The 18,995-nt window shown below is 36.9% G+C and carries 8 protein-coding genes; 3 read left to right on the top strand and 5 right to left on the bottom strand.

The features are described from left to right. Positions 1-11: 11 nt before the first annotated feature. The 3 genes from ACFSTE_RS05550 to ACFSTE_RS05540 all read right to left on the bottom strand — a co-directional run bounded on the left by ACFSTE_RS05550 (position 12) and on the right by ACFSTE_RS05540 (position 4,181). Positions 12-1,019: a DUF4837 family protein gene (locus ACFSTE_RS05550; RefSeq protein WP_378257771.1), complete on the bottom strand. Its 1,008-nt coding sequence runs from the start codon at positions 1,017-1,019 to the stop codon at positions 12-14. Next, positions 1,016-2,578, bottom strand: a complete 1,563-nt coding sequence (locus tag ACFSTE_RS05545; protein WP_176028199.1) for a LysM peptidoglycan-binding domain-containing protein — start codon at positions 2,576-2,578, stop codon at positions 1,016-1,018. Before ACFSTE_RS05545 ends, ACFSTE_RS05550 begins: the two co-directional genes overlap by 4 nt. Before the next feature lie 415 nt (positions 2,579-2,993). Then, positions 2,994-4,181 carry a phosphoglycerate kinase gene (locus ACFSTE_RS05540; protein WP_378257773.1) on the bottom strand — a complete coding sequence of 396 codons (1,188 nt, stop codon included), beginning with the start codon at positions 4,179-4,181 and terminating at the stop codon, positions 2,994-2,996. A gap of 445 nt (positions 4,182-4,626) precedes the next feature. On the opposite strand from ACFSTE_RS05540, the gene ACFSTE_RS05535 reads away from it, so the two are divergent. From ACFSTE_RS05535 to ACFSTE_RS05525, 3 genes are all read left to right on the top strand, one after another. Beyond that, positions 4,627-5,781 carry a DNA polymerase III subunit gene (locus ACFSTE_RS05535; RefSeq protein WP_176028197.1) on the top strand — a complete coding sequence of 385 codons (1,155 nt, stop codon included), beginning with the start codon at positions 4,627-4,629 and terminating at the stop codon, positions 5,779-5,781. 13 nt (positions 5,782-5,794) lie between these two features. Then, positions 5,795-6,193 carry a DoxX family protein gene (locus ACFSTE_RS05530; RefSeq protein ID WP_378257775.1) on the top strand — a complete coding sequence of 133 codons (399 nt, stop codon included), beginning with the start codon at positions 5,795-5,797 and terminating at the stop codon, positions 6,191-6,193. Between the two features lie 259 nt (positions 6,194-6,452). Beyond that, on the top strand, positions 6,453-7,337 hold the full coding sequence (locus ACFSTE_RS05525; protein ID WP_378257777.1) for an alpha/beta hydrolase: 885 nt from the start codon (positions 6,453-6,455) through the stop codon (positions 7,335-7,337). 159 nt (positions 7,338-7,496) lie between these two features. Here the strand turns inward: ACFSTE_RS05525 and ACFSTE_RS05520 are convergent, their stop codons facing one another. Further along, positions 7,497-8,456 carry a PorP/SprF family type IX secretion system membrane protein gene (locus ACFSTE_RS05520; RefSeq protein WP_176028194.1) on the bottom strand — a complete coding sequence of 320 codons (960 nt, stop codon included), beginning with the start codon at positions 8,454-8,456 and terminating at the stop codon, positions 7,497-7,499. Positions 8,457-8,461: 5 nt separating this feature from the next. Beyond that, positions 8,462-18,979 (bottom strand): T9SS type B sorting domain-containing protein, encoded by a 10,518-nt coding sequence (locus tag ACFSTE_RS05515; RefSeq protein ID WP_378257779.1) that lies wholly within the window; start codon positions 18,977-18,979, stop codon positions 8,462-8,464. Positions 18,980-18,995 lie beyond the last annotated feature (16 nt).

The following is an 18,995-nucleotide window of genomic DNA, read 5'->3' as shown; positions in this document are numbered from 1 at the left end:
ATTCTTATGTCTTATCGAAACTTAATCGATTTTATGATCGCTTCTAGTTCAAACATATTATTTCTCTTATAGATAGAAGGAGCAAAGATAAACCCTTCTATTACTAATAAACGATTGTTTTTCTCGTCCTTAATACTATAATTCACAAAAGGACCTGACATGTATTTATTCTTAATTTCCCAGATTCCTTTTGTTTCGAAAGCAAATCTTTTATCCAATTCTGTTTCAAACAAGTAAGGAGCATATGCCATTTCTGTAATAAATTTCCCTCCTTCATCTGTTGGGATTTTACTGGCACCTATAGAGTCTCTCATCTTTATGATATGAGAGATTGTATTCGAATCTTTTTTGACTGCGCTTAACGGCATTTCGTAAATCATGATATTAGCACTTCCGTTTTGGATATCCTTTCGAATCCAGAAAAATTTATCTTCTTCTTTTGCGATTCTATAAGCAGTAGGTATGTCTAATGTAATTCCGAATTTTTCTTTTAAACTTGGTATTTTTTCGAGCGACTTTCGGATTCTTTTTTGTTTTTCTAACGTCTCAGTTTTTTTGAATATTTTAATCACCTCTTCTGCATGTATGCGTATTTGCTCGGCAATCTCATCATCTGTTTTACCAACAAAAACAGCTCCTCGTTGTGGAGTAGCAAACTTATTTTTAAACAAAACAAAATTTGCTTTTCCTCCTTTTTCGATCTTCAGGAATGTTCTGTTTTTAGTAGCAAAGCCTGAAAATGCCTGTGGTGGCATTTGTCGCATTGAGAATAGAGGTTCTTCTTGAGGAAGACCAGGAACTTCTGCTCCAAAATATTTTCTGATAGTATCTCCTAAATTCCCTTTCCAAAGTTCATTATCTATAACTACTGATAGGTTATTGATATTTCCTACAGAACTTGCCATAGCTCCCTGAGTTTCTTTATTTTTCTTCTTTTTTGGTTCTTCTGAACAGCTAAAAACGCAAAAAGAGCAAATAATTGCTACGACAATGTTTCTTATTGATAACGATGAGATCATGATTTAGAAATTTTAAGTTTCATACCTGGTTTAATAGCATTCCCACTAATACCATTCCATTTTTTGATATCGTCAATAGAAACTCCGTTAAATTTTTTAGAAATGCTCCATAAAGTATCTCCAGATTTTACTTCATATACTGAATAATTTTTTAATGCTACTGCTTTTTTAGGAGTCGTTTTAGTAGTTGTTTTTTTCTTAGTGGCAACATTTGTCACTGGTTTTCTGGGATAAATAGTCAATCGCTGCCCTACTCTAAGGTTATTACTCCTCAACCCATTCCATCGTTTAATTTGACTTACTCTCACTCCATACCTTCTGGCTATCTTTCCTAAATAATCTCCACTACGTACTCTATAGCGTATCTTATCATTAGCTTCAAAGAACTTCGGCAACGGTTTCTCTCTTTTATCGAGCTCCGCTTTTGCCAATGTATATATTTCTTTTTCATTCGCTACAAAAGTGCCTACTTTATCTAAAGGCAATCGCAAAACATAATCCTCATCTTTAATATGTGGTATTATATCTAGTTTATATGAAGGATTCAAAAACTGTAATTCTTCCATTTTCACATCGATATACTCTGACACCTGATCTAAAGTGATCATTTGTTTTACTTTTACTGTATCTGTTTCAAAGTATGCCAAGTTTGGTTTTTTAGGTCGAAATCCATGTTCTTCTGCATACTCAAAAATATACATAGTAGCCAAAAAAGCTGGCAGATAACCTGCAGTTTCTCTCGGCAGGTTATTTCTGATATTCCAATAATTGGTATAGCCACCGCTTCTTCTGATCGCTTTATTTACATTCCCTGGTCCCGAATTATAAGATGCCAGCGCCAAATCCCAATCGCCAAAAATTCTATACAGACTCGCTAAATACTTACATGCTGCCTTTGTCGCCATAATAGGATCCATTCGTTCATCTACATAAGAACTAACTTCTAATCCAAACATTTTTCCTGTTCCAAACATAAATTGCCATAAACCAGTAGCACCAACTCTGGATTTTGCCCTTGGTTTTAATGCAGACTCTACAATGGCTAAGTACTTTATCTCTAAAGGGATGTTTTGGTTATCTAATTCTTTTTCGAAAAGAGGAAAATAAAAGTGGCTTAATGACATAAGCCGCTCCAGGTGTTTTCTTCTGTGTTTCAGGTAGCTTTTTATTACACTTTCCAAGGAAGGGTTATACTCTACATTAAAAGGAGTTCGTGCATTTAATCGTTCCAACCTCGCTTTTAATGTATCTGTAGGTAATGCCGCATATTCTACCGGATCGTATTCTAATTCTCTAACGGATTTATAAATAGTATCGAACAAATGAGAATTGTATAATTCTTCTCTCCACATTGCATCTAACTTAGCAATTTCTGGATGATCCGTGGCATGATAAATAATCGTATCTTTTTCTTTTACGGAAGTTAAAGATGCTGTTTTTAACTCTCCTATTGAATAGGTAACTTCAGTAGTATCGACAATTTTAATTTTCTCCTTTTGTATGGGGTCTTTTTCTTTTAATACGCCTATTTTAGTTTTGGTAGTGTCTTGTCCAGACATAAACGCGTTCCCAGTAAGAAAAAGAAATAATAGCAAGCGGCAGTTTTTCACACGACAAAGTTTAAGTTTATACCAATTTATAACATTATCAATACAATGTTGTTGTTCTTATGTATGGAAATGGCTGTTTTTCCTATTTGATTTTATTCATTTAGGAAATATTTCTACTATAAAAACATGATGGTTCTTGCGAAAATCGCATATTTTTTCTAAAAAGCAAAAAACAAGCCTTCAAAAGCTTTAAAAAAAGCCTTTAAGGCTTAAAAAAAGGAAATCACACGACCTTATGACTACATATACCTGTTTTTTTAGGAGGTATCTAATCATAAGATCGTATGATTTTTTTAAACTATATTTTACTCGGGTGTCGAGATTGTACCTGTTTCGTCTGTTTTGACAAGGTAATTTACTATTCCTAATTTTCCATAGCCAGAATCCCTGGTAGTTTCTTCCCTTCCAGGCTTTCTAACATTGCTCCTCCTCCTGTAGACACATAGCTCACTTTATCTCCAAATCCGAACTGTTTTACTGCAGCTACTGAATCTCCTCCTCCTACGAGTGAAAAAGCTCCATTTTTAGTAGCTTCGGCAATAGAATTACCCAGGGCTATCGTTCCATTTGCAAAGTTTTCCATTTCAAAAACTCCTAAAGGACCATTCCACAAAATAGTTTTAGAATCCATAATTACCTGATGAAACCCTTTTAATGTTTCCGGTCCTACATCCAGTCCCTGCCATCCTGATGGTATTGCATTTACTTCCATGGCTTTAGTGTTAGCCCCATTATCAAAAGCATCAGCTCCAATTACGTCTACTGGTAAATGAATCTGAACGCCTTTTTCCGCCGCTTTTTTTAAGATATCTAATGCCATTTCCTGCTTATCATCCTCACAGATTGAATTTCCTATCTCTCCTCCTTTAGCTTTGATAAATGTGTAGGTCATTCCTCCACCAATAATCAAATGGTCTACCTTATCCAGAATGTTTTCTATGATTGTAATTTTTGAAGATACTTTTGCTCCTCCTAAAACAGCTGTAATAGGTTTCTCTCCTGTTTTCAGCACCTTGTCAATATTTTCAATTTCTTTGGCCAAGAGACTTCCAAAACATTTATTCTCTTCAAAAAACTGAGCGATAATTGCGGTAGAAGCATGTGCTCTGTGTGCTGTTCCAAAAGCATCATTAACATATACATCTCCCATTTTAGACAATGCCTCTGCAAAAGCAGTATCTCCTTTGGTCTCTTCTCCATGAAATCTCAGGTTTTCTAATAAGACAACCTCTCCTGGATTTAACCCGGCAACAACTTCTTCCGCCTCTGCTCCAATACATGCAGGAACAAATTTAACCTGTACTCCAATCACTTCAGAAACAGCTGCTACAATATGCTTAAGAGAAAATTCTTCCTGTATTCCTTTTGGTCTTCCCAGATGAGACATTAATACTGCGCTTCCACCATCTTCCAAAACTTTAATGATTGTCGGCTTAGCAGCACGGATTCGTGTATCGTCCGTTACTTCGAACTGATCATTTAGCGGTACATTAAAATCTACACGAATTAACGCTTTCTTATCTTCAAAATTTATGTCATTAATGGTTTTCATCACAGTAGTATATTATTTTGATCTGTATTTAGATCCCAAAAATAACTAAAACTATGCATTAATGAGTTTCCTTTTCTTTAATAACTTTATTTTTATCAGGTTTATAAAATAAGCTCCGGTATCTCTTAGAACCTTTAAATAAATGGTTGATTTTCTACTTTTTATTGCAGGAACAACTTCTAAAGAGATACAAAAGGCTTTCTTTAAAAAGAAATGAATGTTAACTTGACGACAAGCTGTGGAACATTTACGCCTTAATTATCGACTAAAGACTAAAAATTATAGATATTTCCGACACATAAAACGTTCTTCCCCAATACTACTTTTTAATCGCGTTAGTTTCATTTCCTTGTTTCACTAAAAATAGTATTAATACCTGGTTGTGCATATTGGCAAAAAGAAGATTGATCTTTATAAATACGGGGAGAATAAAGTATATTTGCTCATGCTTTTTTCAGAAATATTAGGGCTGGATCATATCAAAAGTTATCTGACCACCAGTGTAGATCGCGGGCGAATTCCTCATGCACAGCTTTTTGTAGGTTCCAACGGTAGTGGGACCTTACCAATGGCAATTGCCTATGCACAGTATATTCTATGCCAGAATCAAGAAGGAGAAAATACGGGAGGAAATGCTTCCTGTAATATAAAATTTGATCATTTGTCACATCCTGATTTACATTTTGCATATCCTGTTGCTACCAATGACAAAGTAAAAAAACACCCTACAGCAGATCATTTTGCCGAAGAATGGCGTGCTTTTATCAAAGAACAATCCTACGGTAGTATTTTTGACTGGTATCAGTCTTTGGGTATAGAAAACAAACAAGGTCAAATCGGAGTTGACGAGGCTCTTGATATTGTAAAAAAATTATCCTTAAAAAGTTATGAGGGTGGCTATAAAGTTATGCTTATCTGGATGGCAGATAAAATGAATATTGCCGCTTCTAATAAATTGCTAAAACTCATTGAGGAACCTCCTGAAAAAACAGTATTTCTTCTTATCACTGAAGAAGAAGAACAATTAATTCAGACCATTAGATCCCGATGTCAGGTGCTTCATTTTCCTCCATTAGGAGAAAAAGTTATTCAGGAAGCTTTGCTTCGTAAAGAAGGAATCACTGAAAAAGAAGCTTTAAAAATTGCTCACCAGGCGAATGGGAACTATAATAAAGCCCTGCATATTCATCATCAGGATGGAGGTGATGAAACCTTTGAAGATTGGTTCATACAGTGGGTACGAACAGCTTTTAGGGCTAAAGGAAACAAGGGTGCTGTAAATGAACTCATCAAATGGAGTGAAACCATTGCCGGAACTGGTAGGGAAACTCAAAAACGGTTTCTATCTTATTGCCTAGACTTCTTCCGACAGGCAATGTTATATAATTACGGGGCTAAAGACTTAGTCTTTTTAGAGCCAAAAACCGCAGGGTTTAAAATTGAAAAATTTGCACCATTTATTCATGGAAGCAATATCATGGATATCAGTACAGAGCTACAAGATGCTATCTATCATATAGAGCGTAATGGAAATGCAAAAATCATTCTGACTGACTTATCTATCAAACTGACAAGACTCTTACATAAGAAATCTGCATAAACTGATCGTACGAATGAATAATTTTATCGTCCATATTGTACCTATCACCATTTTGATTTTTATGCTGATTACTTTTTTTATTTCAGGTATGGAAAAGATTTTTGACTGGAAAGGAAACTGTACTTTTTTGAAAACACATTTCTCTGGTACATTTCTCAGTAAAATGATCCCTTTCTCTCTTATGTTACTTATTATATTAGATGTTGCGATTACAATCGGTTGTCTGATCTCCGGTTATCAGCTGATTCTCTATGGAGAAAAAGAAAGTACTGTCTATACTTTTTTTATCTGTTGTATCACTTTATTACTCATGCTTATCGGACAGCGAGTTGCAAAGGATTATCCAGGAGCATTAACTATTAGCTGTTATTTTATGGTAGCTATATTTGGACTTTATATTTCCTCTATATAACCTGTATTCTTATTTGAAGAAAAACCAATATAACTTCTCTTATTTCCTCAGAACTATCTCTGAAAGCTGTCTTATAAAAATCAAATTCGAAAAGTGTAGACTTCTTTCGTTTCAGTGTTGTTTTATTGACATTGTGTATCTTTATATCCCTCTCATACCATTTTACACTTTATATCTACTGGAATAAAATGTTCTTTGCCCGTAAATTCAAACTACAAATGGTATCATTAAGAAAGCATTTCCTAAAGCACCTTAAAAAATGAAAAAAAGCTTCACATATTACCTAACGATATGGGTATTACAATTAAAAGGGGTGAAAAAACTATTTAAGACATCTCCCATCAATTATAAAAAACTTCGAAAAGAAGATGTTTTGGTTCCCAAAACAACCCGATTAACATCACATAAAACGACCCAATTCAAAATTGAAAAAACAATACTTACAGAAATTGCTCCGGCTAAAGTTTCTGATGGTTTGTTATTATTTATACATGGAGGGGCTTTTGTCGCTGGTCCTTCAAAACATCATTGGGACAGTCTTCTTCGAATATGTAAACAAACAGATTTAACACTATGGATGTGTGCTTATCCTAAAGCACCAGAGCATACCATTACCGAGATCTCTCAGAATATTGACGCTGTTTATCAATATGCCATTTCAAAATACCCTCCTTCTTCTATAGTTCTTATGGGAGATTCTGCCGGAGGTACATTAGCTACTGCACTTACACAACGTCTTATTTCGGAAAAAATAGTATTACCAAAAACCTTGATTCTTATTTCCCCTGTTATGGACGCTTCTTTTTCTACCCCTAAAATTGCCGAAGTTGACCATGTCGACCCTATGTTATCCGTTTCCGGGGCATTAAGTGCTAAAAAAATGTGTGCAGAAAATGATGATTTAAAAAACCCAATGCTTTCTCCTGTTCACGGATCTTTTATTGGATTTCCCAAAACAATTCTATTTATAGCAGAACGAGATATCACTTATCCCGATCAATTAATTAGCTTGCAAAAAATAGTTGAAGCTGATGTAGACCATGAGGTAATTACCGGGAAAGACATGCCTCATATCTGGCCATTATTACCTGTAATGAAAGAAGCAAAACAAGCATTACAGCAAATAATCTGTTTTTTGAAATAATTATTTTTTGTAGAGCTGCTTAAATTAAGTCACCATAGCCTACAGTATAATAGCTATTTTAACCTGATAAAAGAGATTTTTCTACAATAAAAAGACAATAACAATCTTATAAAAAAAAGCTGCCTTAAAAGGCAGCTTTTTGCGTTGTTTTTTATTTTTTTAGTATGTACATCCACATTTACTTTGTCTACATCCGAAATCAATTCCTAACGTAATCATATGAGATCCGGCAGCAGAACTCGGCTGATATACCTCATTCACATTGACCTGATATCCATATGCTACATAAAAATTTGCTTTTTTAAGTCCTACCATGGGAGATACAGATAATGGTTTAAAGTCCTGATCAACTAATGACCGAACACTTATTCCTGCCCAATAGTAGTCTGCTCGCTTCATCTTTCTTACTTTAAAATTGAGATCTGCTGTAGAACGTCCATCTCCTGCAAAATTCTGATACAATACAGAAGGTTCTATTTCCAGATCGGCAAAACGATGTTCAAAAGTATATCCTGAATACACATAATAATTCTGAATTGTTGAAGGTTCTGTAGGATTAAAATCGTCTATTTGTTTTTGTAATAAGTTCACTGCATTAGCACTTAAAAAGAAACGTCCTAATCGATACAAAAAACCAATATCAAAATTCGAATTATTAACACTCACATTGGATAACGAAGGGTTAATCGGATTATCCGGATCTCCATTGTTAAACTCAGAAGTATCAATTCCGAATTGGGTAAACTTATAACTCAATCCAAAAGACAAGTACTGATTATTATACTCATTTAATGTCAAATGATGCGCAAAAGAAAGTTGTACCCCCTTCTGACTGGTAAAACCATTTTTGTCATTAAACAATACTGCTCCAATACCTGATCTATCAGAAATACGACCATCAATCGATAGTGATTGTGTCCCTGGTGAGTTCTCTATACTCACCCATTGTTCAAAACCAGTAGCACGGGCTTGCCAACAATCCCCAATACCGGCATAGGCAGAGGATATTAAATATGGGTTATCTGCTATGTACTGGTTCTGCACAGGAGGAAAAAACTCCTGCGCGGTTCCTAAATAACTTATAGTTAAGATCAATAATGGGGCTAAATATTTCTTCATACTAATTATCTATATAATGTAAAGTGACCTGTAAACTCTCTGTTGTCAATATCATTAAGAATAATGGTGAACCAATAGTCTCCTGACGGAAGTTCTTTTCCTTGATATAATCCATCCCATCCTTTTTGATCTCCTAAAAATTGCTTCAATAATCGTCCGTATCGATCAAATACTTTTACTTCCATATTATCAAAGTAGAAAGGATCATCAGAATTTGGGGTTATCTGTCTTGGATACCAGAATCGTTCTTCCTCTGTAATATTAGGATCATCTGGTGTAAAATAGTTAGGAATACGGATGTTGATATAGGTAATAAACTGATATATCTCCACGCTACATCCTTTAGAATCTTCCACTCTTAGTTTATAATCTCCGGTTTTTCTAACCGTAAAGATATTATCCGTCAGCTCTTGTTCTTCATCTTCGAATGTTACATAGTACGTATATTCTTCTACTCCTCCTGTAACAATAATTTCATATTCGTTAGGATCTTGAGGGTTGTTTGTCATTTGTGCAACAGGGATCGAAAGCGGTGTATATTCTTCTACCTGAATAACTCCTATTACTTGCTGACACCCTGATACCTCATGAAGCATCGTTCCTTCATATTCTCCCGGAGCAACTACAAACTCTCCTGTATAATTATTATTAGGCATTGGATCTGCTGTTCCGTTAACACCTCTCAGACTAAATAATACAGCACGGTTTCCGAAAACATCGAAGAAATCATCTGCTACATTAAACTCTACTCGATATACTTCATCTTGTATTACTTGTGCAGTTTCTTCATCTCTTACCGGACAATCTAATTTATCTTCTAATACTGCACTAAGCTCTACTCCAGGTATAATATCAATATTCAATGCGATCTGACATCCACTGCTATTATTAGAATCTCTTAAAAATAATGTGGTAATTCCTCCCGGAAGATTTGTCAATTCAAGATTAGTAGGATCTGGTACAGGAACAAAACTAGCATCTTCTCCTGTTATACTCCAAAAATATCCAGGCACTCCTCCAGTAATTGACACATTCGCTGTTCCATTCATATCTCCTGCACACTGCTCTGGTGTTGTAGCAATAATATCCGCTGTAATTGCAGCTGGTTCTTCTATTATTAAATCACTTATAGAAAAAGGACATCCTCTAGCATCTGTTACCTCTGCAGTATATGTATCAGCAGGAAGGTCTTCAAAAACATGAATTCCTATCGTTTGATCTATTTCATCACTAACCAATCTATATACAGGTTCTCCGTTACTCGCATATAAGGTATACACATATCCTATTACTTCTCCTGAACCTGAAGAATCCGTCTGATTTCCACCTGTTGCTGTAATTTCAATTCTACCATCTGTTTCTCCATTACAGCTAATATCTTGTGGTACTGCAGTAACTACAAATTCTTCTGGTTGTGTTATGTTAAACGGCAATGTTACCGTTGGACAACCTGGATCTGTCATCACTGTATACGTATAGGTTCCTGCAAGTAACTCTCCAAAGAAACTTTCTGATTGGGGACCAATGTTAACTGTTGCTCCCAGATAATCCGTTCCTGTAATTTCATATTGATAGTCTCCCAGGCTTCCACTTACTTGTGAATCAATAGACCCTGTACGTTCACTAAAACATACAATTGCTGTATTATTTTCATCTAAATTAAGCTGTAAAGGATCTGGTAAGATTACTACTACCTCATTAGAAGGAGGAGCAGCCTCACAACCATTTGTATCTCTTACATAGAACTGATACGTTCCCGGAGCTAAATCTGCAAACGTATGGGTTGTTCCACTTCCTACAAAATTAATTCCGTCCATACTAAAAGTATACGAACCTGTACCACCAATACCTGTCACAGTCACATCTGGTGCCATATCAGCACATGTAATCTCTGTTACTGCAATCTCTACTTCTACTTCTGCTGGTCCTATAACAGCTCTAGCTTCTGAACTTTCACAAGTAAGATCATCACTAACCAACACCGTATAATTTCCGGCAGGTAAATCAGTAAACACATGTGTATCTGTAGTACTAGTCACCGCATCTGAAATAACACCTCCTGGGAATTCTAATCTAAACAAGTAGGTTCCTGGTCCCTGACCTCCGTTTGCTACTGCTGTAATTGTACCATCGGTACCTTCAAAACAGGTAACATCTGTAGAAGAAGTCGTTACACCCGTAGCTACCGGAGCTGGGATGTTAATTGTTTCAGAAGCTTCACATCCATTCGCATCACGTACACGTACTGTATAATCATTCGCAGCATCCGGATCTAAATCTTCGAATATTCCCGTAGTATTTGTTCCATAAGGAACCAATATATTTCCTGCTGGTTTTTCTAATTGATACTGGAAAGAACCTGCTCCTCCACTAGCAACAGCCTGAATTTTTCCATCACTTCCCGGGTTACAAGTAACCCTGCTACTCTCTAAGGTAACACCTACTGCAGAGTCCGGACTGGTTATAGTAACCGTACTAAATGACTCATCACAGAAAGGATGATCTAATGCTTCTATATCTACTCTAAATACTCCTGAAGGAAGACTCCCTACCAATAAAGGATTAGTAGACGTGTTTCCTACTCCATTGGTAACTGGTGCTCCTGATACCGTATTTACAATAGTATAATTATATGCTCCTGTATAATCAGATACATTTATATTTATAGAGCCCGTTAGATCTCCAAAACAACTTACAGGGTCTACCTGAGTCGCTGTTACTGTTATTGTATCAAATAGATCAACCGTATACTTTACTGTTTCTGTACATCCAGTTCTATCATCCGTGATAATAAAAGTATATTCTCCAGAATCCGGTAATGTAAACTGTGCATCAAAATCTAATGCTGGAGTATTAATGGTTGCCCCAGTCTCTACAACTTCAAATTGGAAATCACCTGTTCCTAAACCATCATCAGCAACTGAAACAATAACCGTTTCTGGGTTATCGCAGGAAATTTCTCCTGCATTCACTGCCGTAGCATCCCTTACTACCATTTCATTAGTAATAATCGGGAATGTTGGTATAATTTCTTGTAATGGTGTCAAAATACTACATCCATTACTGTCTTTTACTGTAATATCATAGGTTCCGCTAACAGTTGCCTCAAATGAATGAGAAGTTCCTCCTGTATCCGTCGCTTCAATATCAGAAACATTCAACCCTCCCGGTCCTGTATATGAAACATAATACGGAGGTGTTCCATTTGCGATTGTAATAGTAATTGTCGGATAATTCGGTATGTTATCCCCTCCACAAGCATAGTTTGTCCGTGCAGAAGAAGCTGTTACCTGAGAAGGTTCTAATATAGTAATTGGTTGTTCTACTACCTGACACCCTTTAGAAGATGTCACAACTACTCTATATTCTCTAGCTGTAATTGGTGTAGAAGGAGTTCCTGTTATTGCAAACAATGGATTGTCTATCTGGTCTACTCCTACCTGCGTATTAGTTGCTGTTTCGAACAACTGATACGTATACGGTCCTTCCGTTGCTGTTGCAGCATCTAAATTCACTAAAATGCTACCATCATTTCCTCCATTACAACTAACATTAGCAGTTGTTGCCGGAGATAAAGTTGGTTGTACAGGGTCATCAATAGTAATTGTATCTGTCTCGGTACAACCGCCTGGCGCAGGCCCTATAACAGCATCAACAACTTCTGCTCTATAATTACCTGGTTGTACATTACTAAAGGTAACCTGAGTTGCTACATTAGGTCCAGGCGCTTGTGTCACTCCCACGGCCGCAGATCCAGTAGCAAGATCAATTAGCGTAAAAGTCCAATTCGCCATTGCAGATCCACCGCTTACCGTAGCTATAATCGTTCCATCTGCTGCGGTACATGTAGGTATAACACCAGGCACTGCATCAATCAATAATTCTGGATGAACTATGATTTGTCCTGTATCCGAACATCCATTCGGATCTCTTACAAAATAATTATATGTTCCTGGTCCTGTAACGGTAAAAGTAAATGATCCATCATTTGGAGTGTCTGTCACAAAAGATGGGGTATCTGTTGTCGCTGGATCTCCATCATCAATCCCATATTCCAGCTGACCTGTTCCAGTAGCCGTCACAGTAAACTCATAACTTCCATCAAAATTACAAGCATCATCTACATGAGTAGGTAATGGTAAATTAAATGCCGGATCAGCTGTGTATGTAATTGTCACATCTTGATGTGCAATGGTACAATTAGACGCGTCCGTCACATAAATATCCCAATCTAAGTCAGCTCCTGCATTTGGATCTAAAACCAATACATTATCAGCTCCAAAATCAGCTGCTACCGGAGTTACTCCATCTAATACAGCAGCATATTGATATGGAGGTCTCCCCCCTTGTGCTGTCACTACAATTTGCGAATCCTGATTACAATTACCCACAGTCGGTGTTCCTAGACTAAATTGTAATAAAGGAGGTTCTTCTATAGTAAAATCTAACCTTGTACCACAGAATTCTTCTGTAGGGGTAAAAGTGATTACATAATAGTTTCCTTGAGGAATTCCCGTTATTGTATTTGTAAACGGTGCTCCTGCAGAAGAATTCGAACCACTTAATATAGGTACTAATATTCCAGGGTTTCTGTATACTTCCCACTCAATATCAGTTCCTGTGTAATTATTAACTGTATATTCAAACTCTCCATCAGTTAAACCATTACATGTAATATCTCTAGTAGCTACTTCTACAGAAGAAATTGCAGAAGGACCGTTGGTCGGCACTAATCGCTCTTGATATACACATCCTCCATTATCTCTAACTTCTATAATATAGGGAATCGAAAATGTCAGTCCTGTAAATTGGTGTACATTTCCTCCTGGAGTCGCATCTAACACAAATGGTGCAGGTGGTACCGGAGAACTTGGATCTACATTCCCGTTAGTAAGGCTAAACGTACTTAGAATAGGATCCGGGTGGTTTACTATTCGTATTTCATAATCTCTTGCTCCATTAGTAATGAACACATCATACACTGCTCCGTTTGTATTACAATCAGAAGCCACAGCAACTGCTACAAAATCTAAATCATCTGGTGGAGATGATATTTCTTCTAATGGAGATCTAAATTCACATCCATTTTCATCCACTATCTGAATATAATATGAACCAAAATCTAATCCTCCAAAAGTAACTGAAGTAGCTGTAGTTGTGATCGTATTTCCTGGAGTTAATGAAGGATCAGTAACCAAAGCTCCTGAACTATCATGAATCGTATATATATACCCTGTTGTAGAAATAGTTCCTCCTGTTACCGCACTTGCAGTGATTGTACCTAATGTTGGTGGTGGTGTTGGATCACATTCCAATGGTGTACTGCTAATGGTGGCACCAATAGCCGCCGGTTCATTTACTGTAATACTAAATGTCTCACTACATCCTTTACCATCTGTTACTACATAATTATAAGGTCCTGCAGCTAATCCTCCATAAGAAGTATTATTACTATTTCCTAGACCATTAAAATTAATCTGATACGGAGGAGTTCCGACAGAAGTGTCAACTGTAATTTCAACTGATCCATTAGATAGTCCATTACAGGTTACGTGATTAGCTGTAGCTGTAGCTACTGGTAACGGATTATCAGTAACAGTTATAATATTAGAAACTGCTGTACATGATTCACTATCTGTTACCTGGAATTGATATGTTCCTGCTGTATCGATACTAAAAGGAGAGGTTCCCCAAGTACCTGGAATTGCCACAAAACCACCAGTTCCGTCAATCTCAACTGTAATCACATCCCCTCCGTTTCCTCCTGTAGGAGTAACACTAATAGACGCATTATTATTACCCGGTGTACAGTCTAGGTTTTTATCCAAAGCAGCAGAAATTGCTATTTGTGGTTGAATCGTTTCGGTAATGGTATTTGAGGTACACCCATTAACATCCTTTACTATAATATTCTGAATTCCCGGTGAAAGGTTTGAGATCGTAAATGGGTTCGTCACTGCATTTTGATCACCTCCTCCATTTACTGTATAAGTATATGGAGCTACTCCATTTGTTATTGTAATTTCCAAACTAGCCGGATCAGCACTGGTATAACACCAATCTGCATCTGTCCTTGCTATTGTCGGAGGTGAAGATGTATCTACTGTAGCCTGTTGTGGAACTGCCAAACAAGCTGTTGTATCATTACCATCTCTAACATTAATTGTATAGGTAGCTGCTGCTAAAGGAGAAAATATATTCGACGTAGAAAAGTTTTCTATAACTGTCGTATTAGTAGCATCTCTTAATTCATATTGATACCCTCCTCTTCCTCCTGTAGCTGTCACAGTAATAATTCCATTCGAGGCTCCACAATCTGTATCATCGACATTAAAAGTAAATGTCAAAGGATCTGCCGGTTCATTAATTTCTACAGTTGCTGTCTGGCTACAACTAGTAGAATCATCTGTTACTGTGATAGTATATGTTCCTGCTCCACCTGTAATTGCAGTTGCCGGAGAAGCTGCTGAAGTATTATTTACAGATATTGGTGTAAATGTAGGGGGTCCTGTCACAGTATAACTATAGGTCGTTGCAAAATCGGTAGTCGTAAATGTAAATTCTCCATCAGTATCATCAACACAAGTAACATCCCTTAATTTATTAGCTGTTACGGCTATATTATCTACCGGGTTAATCGTAATCTGTTCTGATCGTATACAATTATCCGAAGTTGTTCTTGCTTCGAAAGTATATGTCCCAACAGGTAATGTATAAATTGTCGTAGCAGCAAAGGCAGTTGCATTTGCTAGCGGTAATGTAATTCTATATTCAAAATCAGCGGCTGTCACTCCATTTGTTCCAGTAGCAGATACCGTTATCGTTCCTTCTTGATTTGTTCCTGTGGTACAATTTATATTATCAATATCAAAATCTATATCTGTTACTTCCTGCAAAGGATCAATTGTCACTGTTGATAATAAAACCGGACAAGCGGTTGTATTTCCATCTCTTATATACACATTATAATCGCCACTCGCCAGCCCTGTAAAAGAACCCGTAGTATTAGTATAATCTGTACCATCTATGCTATAAAAATATGGAGGAGTACCATTAGTCGGGCTTGTAACCGTAATCGTACCCTGTGGCACATCACAAGAGATTTGAGTATGCGCTACTGTTGCTGTTATAGCTGTTGGTTCAGAAATTGTTACCTGATTAGAATCCACCGGACATCCAAAACGGTCTGACATTGTTACCAGATATGTTCCTGTAGCCACATTTACAAACGTATGTGTCGTATTACTGGTAGTTTCAGTTTGTAAGGCAACGGCTAAATCGGTTATATTTTTTAATTCATATGTATAGGGAGCTTCTCCTGCTGTTACAGTAACAGTAATAGATCCTGTTTCTCCGGCACACACAGGATTTGTTCCTGCAATAGTTCCTGTTACGGGAACATACGGATTCACAGTAACTTCATTTGTGGTAGCCGTACATCCAGTATCTATATCAGAAACAATATAGGTATAATTTCCTGCAACTGTTACCTCAATAGGGTTATCTCCTGTCGTCTCTGTAGTTCCTACTCGAGAATATGTAAAATTACCTGATCCTCCATTCGTCGTAATTGTAATCTCTGCGATAAATTCTCTATCATCAAAAGGTGGAGCCGTTGGATCAAAATTAGGGTGATTTTCATCATTCAGTGTCGGATCCGGCTGATAGCCCGGATTACATCTAAGATCACTTGTTACAGCAGCAGTCGCTGTAAAATCAGGTGCATCTAGTACAGTAATACTTCTGGTTTCAATACAATCTCCATCATAAGATTCTACTTCTACCTGGTAATCATCTGGATTAAGGTTATTAAATGTATGACTCGTATTTGTTACATTTCCAGTGGTGACTGTATAGGTTCCTGCTGTATTCGTAATCGTATATAAATAATTTGCCTGACTGTTCGTTACTGTAATCACCACATTTCCCTGATCGGTAGGACAATCTGGACTGTTCACGGTAATTTCTACATCTGATTCTAATTCTTCCATCAATCTGGATGCCGTAAAAATACATGCATTGGCTCCTGTTTTTTGACGGACATTTAATTGGTATGTTCCTTCTTCTGTTAATCCGCTAAACGTAGCAGAATCTTGATACCCAATAGTCGTATTGGTTTCGGGAGTGATTAATTGATATTCATATTGATCTGAAGAATTCTGTACATTTAACGTTCCCGGATTTCCACAAATAATATCTTTTACAATAACTAAATTAGGTTCAAAGCTATTTTTAAATACATTAAAATAGAAGTCAATGTCACAAGTATTATCAAAAGTCGCTCTAATTCTATATTCTCCTGCCTCTGTTACCGTATATACCTGATCATTAGCATTTCCCACATTAGTCCAAAATCCACTACATTCAGAATCTAAAGTAGGACAGTTTGGATCTCTATCTACAGTTGGACAACTAAGCGGATCTAAACGCTGCCATAGAATACTGGTAGCTGCCGCAAACCCAGAATCTAAAACAATTTCATCATTGGCTCCACACAGGAACAACTCCGGCATTTCTCGTCCATCCGCTGCACACGTCCTGATATTTCCATTTACTGCAGGGTCATTAGCAATAGCAATTATTGGGTTTACTACATCCGTAAATGAATCTACTGTCCAAGTTTCGAACATATCATTACAATCCGGATTTCCAGTTTTATCAACTCTATATCGTCCTCCTGATGTGATAGTTAATGATTGCGCATTCCCGACAACCGCACCACTATCTAAATTAGTCCAAACATAGGTAGGGAAACCACCTCCGGCAGTTAATGTATGTGTTCCCTGACAAAAGAAGTCTTCAAAATCTCCATTACAGTCTCCAGGATTAATCAAGAAATTAGACGCTCCTGCAATATCTGCCTGACAAGAATCTTGTCCAAGGACACTATCTTCCCCTGAATTAGTTGTTCCGGAAATTTCTCCTGTGTAGGTGGCTTTTGCTATATTTTGAATATCCTTACTACAGGCGTCTCTTAAATCCTGACAAGTATTAACTACATTTACGCCAAATCGAATGGTAAATGAAGGATCAAAACGTTCGACAATGTTATCCGCAATATCAAAACGGATTGACCTATTAACATCATCAATAGTATAAGTTACTCCTGTCGGAACAGTTATGAGCATTTCATTTAAATCAATATTAGCAGGCAATTCATCGTTGATGAAAGCATTGATAATATCTTCATTTCCCTGATTTTGAATTGTGAGCTCATAGTATAAACTTTGCCCTAATGTTACGCCTCCTCCAGTAATGTCATTTAAATCTTCATCTAATACTCGTTTAAATACCTTTAGTTCTGGCTCAATAATATCTACACTAAACATATTGAGGAAAATACGATACCAATCCCCGGTGGTTCCTGCAGTAAACTCAACTTCTGTTTGGTTCCAGCCAATAGAAGAAGGTTCTCCTCCCGGTGCAGTTTTAGGGTTTGGGATATCAAAAATATCTGCATCAAACCCCAAGGTATTCTCCGAAGCTGGGTTTCTGGCAGTATTATAATTTCCATCAACAGTAATCGAGCAATTAAAAAAATTGTCTTCTCCATTAGCAGGATTAGAAAATAAACTCAAAGCAGACCCTCCTAAAGGCTCTCGTAAAATCGATAATCTATCCCCAGGAATACCATAATCCCCCTCTAAAGTAGCTACTCCAAATCTCGCTCTTACATCATTAGGAGGCGGTAAGGTTTGGAACCCATCATATACAAAATTTCTATCCGCATTAGATATTGCTAAAAACCCATGACGTGTACTAAAATATCGTTCGGGTAAGGCGGGGTCTTCATAGATAATCACCAATGTCCATCCATTAGAAATTCCAGGAGAATCACTATTCCCTGTTGCTGATCTAACATTGGCTACAGTATAGGTTCCATTAATACTTGCACCTGCTTCTTTTAATTTTTTAAAGTCTTCTGTAAGATCCGCATAACAAACATAAGTCAAATCATTCGCTCCTACGTTTCCAGGGTTGGTCGATGTATTTCTATATCCATCATATATTACCCCTTCATCACCCGCTTCAGCAGTTACATCTACATAAGCTGCAGCTCCCGGAGTTCGTAGTTTTATCGTTCTAAAGTCAGGTCTTGGATCTGGCAGAGGTAAACCAACTGTTACTGGTTTTCCATTTGCTAGTTTTTGTGTAAAGTACGTAGCTGCCCAATACAATCCAACATAGGCAATTTTAGCACAGGCTGTATTTGTAATATGAAGGTCAGCACTACTCGAACTAAAGGTGGTCGGATCCGAATCAATATCAATATAACCCACATTTCTACGGTCATTCGACCAACCTAAATCAAAATCATCGTTTGGATTATAGTTTACTCCATGATGAAAACCACTTAGTCCGGTAACCGCATTACCGATCATCTGCATATTTCCTTTAATCGTGATATCACTGGCGTTATTTAGCGGTTTTCTAAAAGCGACCTGCGCTGTAGTAAATTCCATCGTGAAAATGGACACTAGCAACAGTGTTACAGCTATCTTTACGTATATCTTTGTTCTCATAAGCTGTTAGTTTTGG

Origin of the sequence: Aquimarina hainanensis, from assembly GCF_042684685.1 — a bacterium.
GTDB lineage: Bacteria > Bacteroidota > Bacteroidia > Flavobacteriales > Flavobacteriaceae > Aquimarina > Aquimarina hainanensis.
This window is presented reverse-complemented; position numbering and strand designations above follow the sequence as displayed.

Excerpts from the sequence above, each read along its gene's own strand:
- ACFSTE_RS05550 (WP_378257771.1), bottom strand. The coding sequence starts at position 1,019 with ATGATCTCATCGTTATCAATAAGAAACATTGTCGTAGCAATTATTTGC.
- ACFSTE_RS05545 (WP_176028199.1), bottom strand. The coding sequence starts at position 2,578 with ATGTCTGGACAAGACACTACCAAAACTAAAATAGGCGTATTAAAAGAA.
- ACFSTE_RS05540 (WP_378257773.1), bottom strand. The coding sequence starts at position 4,181 with ATGAAAACCATTAATGACATAAATTTTGAAGATAAGAAAGCGTTAATT.
- ACFSTE_RS05535 (WP_176028197.1), top strand. The coding sequence starts at position 4,627 with ATGCTTTTTTCAGAAATATTAGGGCTGGATCATATCAAAAGTTATCTG.
- ACFSTE_RS05530 (WP_378257775.1), top strand. The coding sequence starts at position 5,795 with ATGAATAATTTTATCGTCCATATTGTACCTATCACCATTTTGATTTTT.
- ACFSTE_RS05525 (WP_378257777.1), top strand. The coding sequence starts at position 6,453 with ATGAAAAAAAGCTTCACATATTACCTAACGATATGGGTATTACAATTA.
- ACFSTE_RS05520 (WP_176028194.1), bottom strand. The coding sequence starts at position 8,456 with ATGAAGAAATATTTAGCCCCATTATTGATCTTAACTATAAGTTATTTA.
- ACFSTE_RS05515 (WP_378257779.1), bottom strand. The coding sequence starts at position 18,979 with ATGAGAACAAAGATATACGTAAAGATAGCTGTAACACTGTTGCTAGTG.